The organism is Sulfitobacter sp. 1A15106, assembly GCF_043556995.1.
GTDB classification, from domain to species: Bacteria; Pseudomonadota; Alphaproteobacteria; order Rhodobacterales; family Rhodobacteraceae; genus Sulfitobacter; species Sulfitobacter faviae.
On record NZ_JBIFFM010000019.1, the window covers coordinates 1 to 12,284 of the forward strand.

Here is a 12,284-nt window from a genome sequence, read left to right on the forward strand (position 1 = left end):
AGCAAAGCCAGCCCATGCTGCGCTGTTACCTGAGGGGCAAGCCGGGTGGCCGTCTGCCGCGTGTCGGCGCGATTGAGCACCATCGCGGCTTCCAGATCCTTGCCTGCCTGTGCTGCGCTCCGGATGCCGCGCACAAGCCGTTTAGCGGCCCGTGCTGACATTGCGTCCGGCGTGACCGGAACGAGCACAAAATCCGAAGCTCGGATGAGAGCTTGTTGCAAACGACCAGCAGCTGGGGGTCCGTCAAGGATGACGTGGTCATAGTTGGCCGCCTTCCTCATTGTTCGACCAATGCGCTTCTCGATTTGAGCTGCAGCCGCAGCTTCAATAGCACCTTCATCGAAGTCTTCGCCGCGCTCGTCGGCTTCTTCGATTAGGTGATCGTGCTCGGTTGAAGCGTCGAGATCGTATGGCAACTCATGACTGAGCGAGATACGCCGGCACCGGTCCGAAGCTGATGCTTGCGGATCAGCGTCGATTAATAGAACGCGCCTCCCGGCGAGACCGAGGTGTTCAGCAAGCGCGAGTGATAATGTCGTTTTGCCCACGCCGCCTTTTGAATTAACGCACGATAGGATCATAGGATGCCCTCCATTGGACCATTTTGCAGGTTAAATTGTTAATACTCAAGCAAAGTTTATAACAATCAGGCAAAAAAGTTTTCAAAATAGACAAATTTATAGCTTTATTGCAATGCAAAAAGTTTTCTTTCTAACTGAAAAACTAACTATCACGTTATATTGTTAGTTTGTTAGCATTTATTATAGCTATTGTAGGGTCGGCCTTCTTGGGTGCGCAGATTCCTCAAAACTTGAGCCAGGCAACGATGGCAGTGTCGGGCATCGCTACCTTCTCGATGCGGGAGAATCTTCGATTTGGGAGAAACGCCCGTGCCAGTGCTCTCCCATGAAGTGCGGGTTCCGTGCGGGTTACTCGCGGGTTAGCATCGAACTCGTAGCCTGCATGCGGGGAATGTGCGGTTTCAATTCGTAACGCCGGGCCAAGGAGATATGGGATGATCAAGTCATCGAAAACAAACGCAAAAAAGGGGCGTTCCATGATACTTGATGACAAGAAAATTTACGAACTCCGGGAGAAACATGCGCTGACGCAGGGCATGCTGGCCGAAGCTGCCGGTGTAGGTCTCCGCACGGTCGAGAAGGCCGAAAGCGGGAAAGAAGGGGTGGGATTTGGCTCTGTAAGCCTGATCGCCAAGGCTCTGGGGGTTACACCGGCAGACCTTCGGCCCGATACGCAGCCCGGGAACCAGCCGGTCGATAACAGTATCGGTCGCACCCCGCACCCCTCTCCCCAGGACGCGCAGAACCTGCGTCAGGTGATCGCGCGCGGGAACCGGGGTGATGCTTTAACAGCCATGGCCGCGGCAGACGGTAATCAGATGCACACTCAGGGTTGGGAAGACGGATACAACTACCCTCTCGATAAGCTCGACTACGGGATGTTGCGGCAGATTGCCGATGGCACCAGAGCCAGCGTCGAGGACGCCGATCCGGAAACCACTATCAAGGCTTTCGACCGCCTCAACAGGGGGCCATCGGCCTTCCGCTTGCAGCACCCCGGCAACCTCGATTACAAGATCGGGTTTTTGGACGGCTTGCTGGCGATCCAGAAGGGGTTCGATCCGCAGACTCGGAAGGTCGGTCCCCCTAAGCGCCTCTTCGGCGGGGAGGCATAACGATGGCTAAGCTCCCCGACCCCCGCATTGAAGCTTGCTCCAAAGCACGTTTGATCGAAACCCGCGCGCATGCGTTGGCAGGTTTTGCGCGTCGCCTCTCGGAAACCTCTGACCCCACCAGCGTCGAGCCGGAGGAGTGGGCCAGCTACTCGCAGTCGCTGGAGGTCCTGCTCAAAGAGCTGGCGGATGACGTCGAGATTGTTGTCAGCAAGGCGCAACACGCCATGTAGAGAACGATGACAGGCAGGCTCTGAGCCTGCCTGTCACAATTCATCCTCGTCGTCGAACAGGCTCGCCATGATGTCTTGGCCCTCAAGGACGGTCGCGCGCTGCAAGTCTTCGGACTCGTATTTGCGGGCGGCCGGGCTGCCGGGCTTGTGACCATTGAGGATGTTGGCGAGTAGCACCCCCGCTGCCCCCGGCTCGTCCCGGATCAGGGTGCGGGCAATATGGCCGCCGGTCCCGGCGATGATTTTCCACATTCGGGAATACCAGGCATAGACGGCAGGGGTGCCATCGTATTGCACGTAGAGTGGGCGCTTTTCTGCAACGACCTTGGCGCGCAACTGGCCGAGATAGCGCGGGTCATCATCCTGCAGAATTATCGCGTCGATGAACTTGTTCCACCAGAGCAGGAGCGGGATGTCGATATCGGCGCCGGTGTTGCCTGCGGTCTTCTGGGGCTTGTAGATGAACCGGTATCCGTTGCGCGCCGGCTCGAAGATGATCCCGGCCCCGAAGATGTGATGAGCCTGAACGTCGCCCGGGCGCGCGGGCACGGCGCAGCCCAGGGCGATGGCGGCGGCACGGTTGCGCAGCGCGTGGCGCATCTGGGGCAGCTTGAGGCTCTCGGCCTGCGCGAGCATTTTTTCGGCCTTCCTGAGCAGCTCCGGGCGTGTCCCGGCCTCCTTGGCCTTGGCGAGCTTTTGCGCAGCCTGCTGCCGCTCTTTGCCGTCCAGGTGCTTGTAGGTCACGCCGAGCTTGTCGCAGACGTCTTCGGGCAGGCCGTGAGCCCACGCGAAGCGCCGCAACTCCTCCCAGGTGGATCTCAGGTAGGCCCAACGGGGCTCGTCGACGTCGTCGTTGAGGCCTTTCTTCTTGGCCTGTTCTTGTTGGCGCGTGATGGAGCGGGCACGCATGTCGGCATAGAGCGCGCGCAGTGCATCCGTGTTCGCCAGATCGGCAGGTTGGCCAGCCCGCCGGGCCGACCAAACAAACATGCCAAGCCTTGCACTCATGCGATCCAGAATGTCGGGGGCGTATTCGCCCTCGATCTCCAGCCGCCGCAGGGTCTTTCGCCAATCCATCGGGAGGTCTTCGACCGGGACCGAGACGGTGCGCTGGTATGTAGACCGCGTGGGCCCTTTGGGGATGCCTTGGAAATTCACCCGGTGATCCACCGCAGCCTGAACGGCCGCGATCTCGATCAGAAAATCTTTACCAAGGCCAAGGTGACGCAGCGCCCCACGCAGCTCCTGTAGCTCCTTCGGTGCCTGAGCACGCAGGCGGGCAAAGGCCCGGATGTCGGCCTCGCCGGGATCACCGACGCCGTGCTCAGTGCAGAACGACATGAAGGCGTCCAGCGCGCAGAGTTCTCCGTCGGACATGGCATCCAGTGCCGGGTGATCGCGCAGCGGCGCCATGTGCGGGGCCCGCAGAAGACGGTGACGCGGAATCATTGATCAGCCTCCATAGCGGCAAGGGTCTTGGCCTGGCTCTCGAGGATCATCTCTTGTTTGTTGATCCAGGCGTAGTTGCGCCCGCAGACCCCCGGCGTGTTGCCCAGCATCTGTGCCGCGTGGGGCAGGTTGCTCCAGCTGGCTTTGAGCAGCAGGCTCGCATAGCCATGGCGCCACTGGTGGAAGGTCATTGGCAGCTTGGCGGCCGAGGCCGCACGCTGAAACCAGCCATCGAATGTTTTTTGTCCGAGCCCTTCGCCGACCGCCTCGATCGCGGGGAAGAGGTAGATGCTCTTGTTGTGGTGCGGAAACAGCGGCCGGATCACTTTGAGATACCAGTCCAACACCTTGGGGCCGCCCATTCTGGCCTGAAGGGGCGTTTCTGGTTCTTCCTTCCCCGACTTGGTCTCATCCGCAAAGAGAACAAAGCTGTATTGCGAACGACCCTTCTTGGGCATGAAGAAGTTCCGCCGCGCCCCATGCAGGCGCAGGTCCAGCACATTGCCTTTGCGGATTGGGCGGCCTGCAAGCTCGATTGCGCAGGCCGCGGCGCAGGTGCCGAGCTGACGCACCTGGATGATTTCGTCCTTGGTGAGCGCGCGGCCTTCCGACCGGGCGGACTCGAGGATCTCGTTGGTCGCCTCCATCATGGTCAGGTGCATCCGGCGAAAACGGTTTCGCTGGGTTTTGTCCGTGACCAGCGCTTCGCACCAGGCCTGGTTTTTCGCGGTCATGCCCTGAGCGAGCTCGCGGCCTTCTTTCAAGAACTTGGTTTTCTTGACCGCCCGGTGCGTTTTTGCGGTGATGAGCGTGGGCGCGTCCGGATCAATCTGCTCCCCGAACTCATCCACTTCGGGATTGCTGTCCCAGAGCACCCGCAGAATATCGGTATAGTAGTTGTAGGCACTGGCCTGGGAAATTGTATTCGGAAGGTGATCAACCTCCTTGGTGCGCCGGATAGTAGCAAAAAGATGTTCGCGCGCGAAGAGGCCGGCCACGTCATTGACCGTTTCGAGATCGGTGATGGGGATGTAGTTCATGGCAGGTTCGGCCAAACAGTCCGGAAGTGCCCGCACATGGTGGCGCAGAGCAGACAGCCACCTCTCTTGCGTTTTCTCAGAGACGCCATCCGCGTCCTTGCCCATAACCTCGTCGTATTCGCTGGCGGCCCGTTTGACCATCTGCACCAGATAGGCATCGATATGCGGGGGCAGGGCCGCGTGCTCGCGCCGGGTCGGGAAGATCGGCACCGGTTCGGTCGGCAACACAGCGGCGATCTCGGGAATGTAAGCGTGTCCTTTTAGGAATTTCTGCGCCCGGCGCACGATTTGGAGGTCGCCAGGGGCTGCGAAGGCCTCTTCGAGCTGGTCGAGGACACCGGCATTGGCCAACTGCCAGGGCTCGATCCCGGCGCGGCGCGCGATGTCTGAGAGATTGGTGACCGGTCCGGCGGAAGCGGGATGCACCACGCCGCCATTGGTGCTGTGCAGCTCGATCGCAGCTTGGAGTTCGGTCCAGCCATCCTGCCGCGCCCGGAGCGCGGCCTTCTCGGCTGCGGCGCCGGTGGCAACCTCGATGGCCCGACGGCATTGCCGGCGCCATTTCTTGTAGGTCTCCACATCTTGGGGAAGATCAGGCCGAGGATGCACATCCTTCTTCACCTTCGGGAAGTGGGCGTCAAACTCGGCCAAGAGATCGCCGCTGGTGAAGATCGTCGCGAGCGGTGCGCCGCCGCAGTGGCTTTGGAGCCTGGTGAGATATTGCATCCGCCAGCCCTCGGGGTTGTTCTTCTTCGGATTGGAGGGGTCCAGCGCCTGAGCTGCGAAAAAGTCCCAGACGTCTTGCATGTCGCGGATCTGAGTGGGGGGCTGCAGGGGGGTGGTGGCGATGAAGGGGAAGGCTGTCATTTCTGTTTCCTTGCTGTTTTTGGGTTCCGGTTATGTCGGGCGGGTCGGTTTAGGCCGGTTTTTTCCGGTTAAGTCGCAAAAAAGGTCGAACAGTCATTCGTTTCCCAGATCCGGAAAGGAATGACTGTTCGACCTTTTTCCGGCTATGTCGGGCCATTCCGGTTAGAGGCGCCAAAGGCGCCGAAAATGGCCTTTTTGATTGGGTCGGGAGATCTCAGGGTCTCTGGCTCCTGCACGGGCTCGGGCGCGTCCAGCACTTCGGGACTCGCGGCCTCGGGGCGCTGTGCCGCCGTCACCCAGCTGGGTATTGGCGGAAGCTCCAAGCGGATTTCCTCGACGACCCAAAGACGGACCTCGAGCGCCCGGAAGTGGCGGGTGCGCGGTCCCATGTCGATCATCGGGTAGGGCAGGGTAGCCCGGCCTTGGCGCAAGGCCTTCGATAGGGTGTCGGGTTTCCGGCCTCGGTGTTCGGCCATGGCGGCAAAGTCGAGTAGCGGCTTGCGGAGTTCGACTTCGAGGTCCTCGATCCCGTCCAGGATGATCGAGCCCGGATACATGGCCTTCAGATTGACCAAGTGCTGAGCGAGATGGATGCCCTCTGTCTTGTGAATGGCGCGCCAGATCCTGACCCAGGGATAGAGCTCGTCCTGCTTTTCGAGGCCGAAGTCGCGGGCGATCCGGGGCGCGTGCTTGGGATCGACCTGTAGATGCCAGGCCAGCTGCTCGGTGTTCAGTGGATCGCCGCTTTTCAGGGCGGCATTCAGGTCTGCAATCTTCTCGGGCGTCATAGTCATCTCCTGGCTAAGCAGGAGATGAGTCTCAGAGGCGAACTTGAGAAAGATTTAGGTTTGATAGCCGGAAACCTGCGTCATTGCCGGTTGCATCACCCGCCTGACGTCATCGTGCCGCCACGGTCTGAGCCCGGCGGATTGATCGAGGTATTTGTCTCAGGAGAACCGAAGAAAATGAATAGCCTGTCGCGATCCGGGTGATAAAAGAAATCAAGACAACCCACGGATGAAAATGGCGCAGATACGAAAACTCGAAGTTCTGAATTTCAGATGCATCAGAAGCCTTGCCTGGTTCCCAACGCAGGGCATCAACTGCTTGGTTGGCCCTGGCGACAGCGGCAAGTCGACCATCCTCGACGCTATTGATCTTTGCATGGGGGCCCGGCGCACGATCCCGTTCACCGACGCGGACTTCACAGATTTCGCCGTCGATGCGCCGATCGAGATAACCATCACGCTCGGCGCATTGTCCGACCGATTGAAGACCCTCGACGCTTACGGCCTCTTTCTGCGAGGTTTCGATGCCGCAAGCGGAGAGATAGATGACGAGCCGCAGGCCGGTCTCGAAACAGTTTTGTGCCTTAGGTTGACGGTGGGTGCGGATCTCGAGCCGGTATGGACACTGGTCTCCGATCGCGCGGCTGCGCTCGGGAGCGAGCGTTATCTCGCTTGGTCTGACCGGCAGGACATCGCCCCGACGCGTATCGGCTCCTATTCAGATATGAACCTTTCATGGAAGCGCGGCTCCGTCCTGAACAAGCTATCCAATGAGAAGGCCGACGCATCCGCGATCCTGCTCGCTGCCGCGCGTGACGCCCGGGCACGATTCGGCGACACGGCGGACGAGCAGCTGGCGGAAGGGCTGGCAAAGGTGAAGGAAGTCGCGGACGGGTTGGGCATTGGAGACGGGAACGATCTCCACGCCGAACTGGATGCCCACTCAGTGTCCGTATCGGCCGGCACGATCTCCCTCCACAATGCGGACGGCATCCCGCTGAAGAGAATGGGTATCGGATCAATGCGCCTTCTGATCGCCGGTTTGCAGAAGGAGGCTGCGGCGGGATCGGCGATAGTGCTGGTCGACGAGGTGGAGCACGGGCTCGAGCCGCACCGGATCATCCAGTTCCTGAACGCGCTCGGCGCGAAGGACTCTGAACCTTCCCTCCAAGTATTCATGACCAGTCATTCGCCGGTGGTCGTTCGGGAACTCGGGCTGACACCTCTGACAATCGCGCGGCGGGGCGGTCACGGTCCAGACCTGAAACGAGCTGGGGACCATCTTGAGTTGCAGGGAACGGCACGGCTCTTCCCTGAGGCATTTCTCGCCAAATCTATCTTGGTCTGCGAAGGCGCAACAGAGGTCGGGTTTGTTCGGGGGATCGACCAGTGGTGCAATGACCAAGGAAAGCGCACGTTGCACGCAGCTGGGGCATGCCTTGTCGATGGAGGTGGCGGTGGCGATCAGATGCTCAGCCGAGCGCAGGCTTTCTGCACCCTCGGTTACCGATCTGCCCTTTTCCGGGACGACGACAAGCGCCCACCTGAAGCGAGGGAAATCGACTTCCAACTGGACGGGGGCTGCGTCTTTACTTGGCGGGATGGCAAGAAGATCGAGGTAGAAATATTCGACTCCATTCCACCGGAGACGGTGGGACCGCTTCTGGAAATCGCATTGGAAGAGCGAGAGGAACAGTCGATCAACGATCAGCTGAAAACGGTCTCCGAAAACAAGGTTACCTTGGCCACTATTCGCGTCGAAGTTGCGGCAGGCGAACTCAGTCATGCCTCTCGTCGCGCGCTCGGGGAAGCGTCCGGGAAGGGTTGGTTCAAGAACATCTCGACCATGGAGCGCGTCGCGCGGGATGTCATTGCCCCAAGAGCCAAGAAGTTGGACAGGGAATTTCTCGAGACGATCAACGCCATTCGAAAATGGTGCTTGAATGCCAGATGACTTCGACCTTCTTCAGGTCGCCAAGGGTGCGGTAGAGGCACCCGCAGGCTGCGGAAAGACCGAGCTGATTGTCTCTGCCCTGCGCCGCCATTCCGAAACGAAACCCGTCCTTGTCCTGACACACACGAACGCGGGCGTCGCCGCGCTCCGGCATCGGTTGTCGCGACATCGGGTGCCACAAGGTCGTTACCGGCTATCGACGATCGACGGCTGGGCTCTTCGCATTCTGAAGACCTTTCCTGCGCGATCCGGGATCGCTCCCGCTCACCTCGACCTCGAGGATGCCAGACGGGACTACCCGGCCATCAAGGAGGCAATCTCGCGTTTTCTCGCCGGTCGGCATATCGACGAGGTGCTTTTCGCAAGCTACAGCCGGGTCATCGTCGACGAGTATCAGGACTGCGATCAAGATCAGCATGCCGTCGTCTGTCATCTCGCGACCATGCTGCCGACAGTCGTCCTCGGCGATCCGATGCAGGAAATCTTTAACTGGCGAGGCCACCACCCAGATTGGGATGCCGATGTGGTCGGGAGCTTTCCATTGGTCGCGGAACTGAACCGACCCTGGCGATGGGAAAATGCCGGCGCCCATGAACTCGGGGCTTGGCTGCTCGAGGCGCGTCGCACATTGAAGGCCGGTGGCCAGATCGATCTGCGAACGGCACCTTCCGATGTCTCCTGGATTCATCTGGACGGTGTGACCGATCACGAGAAGCAGCGCGTTGCATGCCTCACACAACCTCCCCGGGCCGGAGGAGAAGTCCTGATCATGACGGGTGGCGTTCAGAAGGATCTGCAAAGGAAGCTGGCCAAGCAGACACCGGGAGCCGTGACGGTCGAAGCCGTCGATCTTACAGACGTCACGGACTTCGCTGGCGAGGTCGGTCTCGTCGCCCCGGGGAATCTCGAAGCCGCTCTCGACTTCGCCTTCGCGGTGATGACAGGGGTTGATCGTGAGGGCCTCGCTGCCCGGGCGGCAACAATCGCCGCCGGTCGGCACCGGGCACCGCCCGAGGCGCACGAACTTGCTGCCATCCGATACCGGGAAGTTGGGGACGCCGTCTCCCTCATTGCTCTGTTCGAAGCGCTTGAGGCCGTGCAGGGCGCTCGGACGTTCCGGCCGGAGATCCTCCGCACCTGCATCAACGCCCTCCAATCGTCCGGCTCCGATGTAAGCTTTTTGGAGGCTGCCAAGCGCATCCGCGAACAGCAGCGCGTCCTCGGACGACAACTGCCAAAGAAAGCAGTGGGAAGTCCGCTTCTGCTCAAAGGTCTCGAGGGCGATGTCGCGGTCATCCTGGATGCGAGTGACTTCGACCGTGATGCAGCAAAAAACAGGAAGAACCTCTACGTTGCGTTGACCCGGGGATCCAGGAAACTGGTGGTCTGCTCGCCGACGCATCTCTTGGGATGATATCACCGAACAGCATTTCGGATGGCGCGACCTGACTATTGTATGAGAAGCGCCTGAGCGCCAATGCCGTGGTGCAATTCGGCCCAGGCGTCAGACAGACGCAAGACCTCGCGCCGCATGGCGAAGAACTGATCTTGGTCGGATATGACCTCGCCATCGAAGCGGATGTAGCGCATCCGCTTCTTGAGGGCAGATTCTGCCTTGCCTTCGCCGTGAGAGGCCGGCCACTGTGTAGATGCTCTTTGAGCTTATGCGCCTCTTCGGTTTTTGGATTGGCCCTGTCCTGGTCTGTCATGGTGTCTCCTGTCGTTAAACAAGAGGTGGGACCGCAGGGTGCGGAACAGAAAGAATTAGGTTTGATATGCAGATTATTGAGGTATTGGCGGCCCCGCAGGATCTGGAGGACAGGGATCCTTAGCGTGAAGATTGATCTGAATACATTCGCTATGCGGGAGTGGAACTCTTATACTTCAGGCCGAGGGAGGGTGCGGTATGAGCTTGGAGAGTTTCAGGGAGTCGCTTGCGCGATCACACAGCACGCACGAGAAAAGCGTCGAAATCTATCTCGAGAACTCCATCATGCTTCCGCAAGATGCTTCGGAAGAGGCTCGGAAGGCTGAGGTCCGGACAGAGAGCTATCAGTTGATCAAGCATATGCTGGAACTGGCTCAGAAACATTGCGAAGAGCAGAATCTGGAACCCGGCTCTAATGAGGCCTTCGCGGCGTTCGATGAGGGCCATGATACGGCTACTTCGGTAGTCCATGCATATCAGGGCCTGTCGTTCTCCATGGAAGAGCGCGCAGCACTGACACCGGAGCAGGTCACCGAGAAGATGGCTCTTCTCGTGCCGAACCACGTCACGAACCTCGTTGCCTATGTGAAAGAAAAAGGGAAGCTCGGCGTCCCTCAAGATTGGTTGTCTGACGCCGTAGGGGACTACGTCAGCGGGCGCTTCAAGTCGCCTGCAGTTGATCGTCTTCTGGCCCAATCGCTAACGCAGGTCGAGATAGTAGCGTATATGGACGAAATGCTTGGGAAAAGCCCGTTGAGCGGGATGAGCAAGCTGGAAGAAACCTACAGTCCAAGCGTGACGAAAGCGGTCTGGAATTTCTTCAAACTGATTTCAGGTGTTCTTCTCATCAGCTTTGGGATTGCCGCGTTACCCATGCTTTTTTCTGCCTTGCCCGCTGACGGGATGCTTCTCGGCGGTCTGACATTCGGGGCGTTAGGGTCTATCATCCTGCTGGCACTGCTCGTTCTGGCGATAGTTGGCATACTGCGTGAAAAGCCGGCGAGTAAAAGGAGGCGACAGTCTATCCTCAACATGATCGACCGGATGAATGGGTTCTTTCTCGAATTTAAATCCTCTGGTCCGTTCTCCACGGCACACTTCAGGAAGCGCGTGGATGATCTTGCGGAGGCAGGGGTGGTTTGGCCAAGCGGGCTCTATGTGCTGCTCGATGATATGGAGGCACGCGGCGTGCGCGTTTTCTGAAGTCGATCCGTCGAGGTTACGCTATACGGGCGTGGCGTAACCTTCGTCCGTCATCACACGATATTTATAGCTGTGACGCTCGAGCCCCTCAACACAGCACGAGTTCAAGCGTTTGAAGGTGGGCAATGATATAGTAAGCAGTCAGGAGCGGGCTTACAGTGAGCGCTTTAAGATCTGTCGTTCGGTTTCTTCATGGCCAGCTACTGCGGCTTCCGTCCGTATCCGATCTGGTCCCTCTGGCATTCGTTCAAGCGATTTACGCAATTGGTGCTGCTTCTGATGTTGAATGTTGGGAAGCAAAAGTGCGCCGTCGCGCAGAATGACCCCCGTCACCGCGACCGGGGTTCCACATCGAGATGCTTCCTTGGTTGTTTTAGTCTTATGACCGTGCCTCTGAAGAGACTGTTTAATGTCCCAAAGGGTTCGGCCATGCACAACTCTGCCGGATAGGGTCACATCATCGACATAGACTGTTAGTCTATTATTATCTCGTGCAGCGATCGTTGCTATTTCATCCCACATATCGCGATACGATAAGAACGCCAAAATCGGGCTGGCAGGGCTGCCTTGGGGGAGGCTGCCGTTCCGTGTGGTTAGCCATGTCAGCACCGCTACAACATCTGGGGGGCATTCCAGCACCTTACCAAAAAACCACGCCACTTTGGCGGCCGAGCAGCTTGGATAAAAATCTTCGATGTCGATGAGGCGGTGCGCTAATGCATGCCTATGGGCCGCTGCATTGTCGATATTCGAGCGCCCCCGGACAGGCGACATTAAGTAATCCGGAGCCTCCAGGCGCATGAGCAGCTCGCTCAATCGTGTTTGAATGCGTTTAAGGTCATAGCGTGGAGCATAGACTTCACGGACGCCCCCATTTTTTTTGGGTTTCTCCATCCGGTAGTAGAGAACGTCAGCATCCTTCAACTCAGTAAGTTTGGTTGGCGTGGTCTGAAGAAGGCGAAGGAGTTTCTTTCTGCTTCCACAGCGATACAGCGCACACTGATCAAGAGCGTAGCTTTTGTCGCGGCGAGCCATCTCAGGACACTTTCCGGCGGCGTTCGATGATGCGGAGGAAATCAAGAACCTTATCGGCAATCACGCCTCGGGCCCGATCAATTGCCTTGATGCTCGTTCCGGAAGACAACTGCTCATCGAAGAACCAGATCGAGCTGACAGGCAGATCAAACACCTCAGCATATTTCGCAACGAGGTCTTGGCTCGGTGTTTTCGCACCTCGCTCGATGTCGGACAGATGGGATTGAGAGATGCCCAGATTTTCTGCGAGATCGACTTGCTTCCGGTCGTGGAAGACGCGGATAAGTCTGAGGGCTTCACCAAGCATTGAACTG

Annotated in this window: 12 protein-coding genes; 5 read left to right on the top strand and 7 right to left on the bottom strand. The window is 58.7% G+C overall.

From position 1 onward, the window contains the following. Positions 1-548 (bottom strand): AAA family ATPase (locus tag ACGYKA_RS19120; protein WP_394439711.1); only part of this gene is annotated, 548 nt, incomplete at its 3' end. Positions 549-1,015: 467 nt separating this feature from the next. Here ACGYKA_RS19120 and ACGYKA_RS19125 point away from each other — a divergent pair. Together ACGYKA_RS19125 and ACGYKA_RS19130 are read left to right on the top strand one after the other, a co-directional pair. After that, positions 1,016-1,696 carry a helix-turn-helix domain-containing protein gene (locus ACGYKA_RS19125; protein WP_394439714.1) on the top strand — a complete coding sequence of 227 codons (681 nt, stop codon included), beginning with the start codon at positions 1,016-1,018 and terminating at the stop codon, positions 1,694-1,696. Between the two features lie 2 nt (positions 1,697-1,698). Further along, positions 1,699-1,926, top strand: coding sequence for a hypothetical protein (locus ACGYKA_RS19130; RefSeq protein ID WP_394439717.1), 228 nt, complete (start codon positions 1,699-1,701; stop codon positions 1,924-1,926). A gap of 33 nt (positions 1,927-1,959) precedes the next feature. On the opposite strand, the gene ACGYKA_RS19135 is transcribed toward ACGYKA_RS19130, so the two are convergent. The 3 genes from ACGYKA_RS19135 to ACGYKA_RS19145 form a co-directional block, all read right to left on the bottom strand. Beyond that, complete coding sequence (locus ACGYKA_RS19135) at positions 1,960-3,375, bottom strand: hypothetical protein (protein ID WP_394439720.1); 1,416 nt, start codon at positions 3,373-3,375, stop codon at positions 1,960-1,962. Next, the gene (locus ACGYKA_RS19140; protein ID WP_394439723.1) at positions 3,372-5,282 is read right to left on the bottom strand and encodes a hypothetical protein; all 1,911 of its coding nucleotides are present in this window, start codon (positions 5,280-5,282) and stop codon (positions 3,372-3,374) included. The genes ACGYKA_RS19135 and ACGYKA_RS19140 overlap by 4 nt, the downstream gene beginning before the upstream one ends. Before the next feature lie 143 nt (positions 5,283-5,425). Next, positions 5,426-6,070, bottom strand: a complete 645-nt coding sequence (locus ACGYKA_RS19145) for a hypothetical protein (RefSeq protein ID WP_394439726.1) — start codon at positions 6,068-6,070, stop codon at positions 5,426-5,428. A gap of 229 nt (positions 6,071-6,299) precedes the next feature. On the opposite strand from ACGYKA_RS19145, the gene ACGYKA_RS19150 reads away from it, so the two are divergent. Both ACGYKA_RS19150 and ACGYKA_RS19155 read left to right on the top strand, forming a co-directional pair. Continuing rightward, on the top strand, positions 6,300-8,024 hold the full coding sequence (locus ACGYKA_RS19150; RefSeq protein WP_394439728.1) for an ATP-dependent endonuclease: 1,725 nt from the start codon (positions 6,300-6,302) through the stop codon (positions 8,022-8,024). Next, a complete protein-coding gene (locus tag ACGYKA_RS19155; RefSeq protein ID WP_394439730.1) occupies positions 8,014-9,438 on the top strand; it encodes a UvrD-helicase domain-containing protein in 1,425 nt (474 codons plus the stop codon). Before ACGYKA_RS19150 ends, ACGYKA_RS19155 begins: the two co-directional genes overlap by 11 nt. A 35-nt stretch (positions 9,439-9,473) precedes the next feature. On the opposite strand, the gene ACGYKA_RS19160 is transcribed toward ACGYKA_RS19155, so the two are convergent. After that, positions 9,474-9,614: a hypothetical protein gene (locus ACGYKA_RS19160; RefSeq protein WP_394439733.1), complete on the bottom strand. Its 141-nt coding sequence runs from the start codon at positions 9,612-9,614 to the stop codon at positions 9,474-9,476. 316 nt (positions 9,615-9,930) lie between these two features. Between ACGYKA_RS19160 and ACGYKA_RS19165 the strand changes: the two genes are divergently transcribed. Beyond that, positions 9,931-10,935 carry a hypothetical protein gene (locus ACGYKA_RS19165; protein WP_394439736.1) on the top strand — a complete coding sequence of 335 codons (1,005 nt, stop codon included), beginning with the start codon at positions 9,931-9,933 and terminating at the stop codon, positions 10,933-10,935. 153 nt (positions 10,936-11,088) lie between these two features. On the opposite strand, the gene ACGYKA_RS19170 is transcribed toward ACGYKA_RS19165, so the two are convergent. Then, the gene (locus tag ACGYKA_RS19170; protein WP_394439739.1) at positions 11,089-11,970 is read right to left on the bottom strand and encodes a reverse transcriptase family protein; all 882 of its coding nucleotides are present in this window, start codon (positions 11,968-11,970) and stop codon (positions 11,089-11,091) included. Position 11,971: 1 nt separating this feature from the next. Then, positions 11,972-12,277: a helix-turn-helix transcriptional regulator gene (locus ACGYKA_RS19175; RefSeq protein WP_394439742.1), complete on the bottom strand. Its 306-nt coding sequence runs from the start codon at positions 12,275-12,277 to the stop codon at positions 11,972-11,974. Positions 12,278-12,284: the final 7 nt, after the last annotated feature.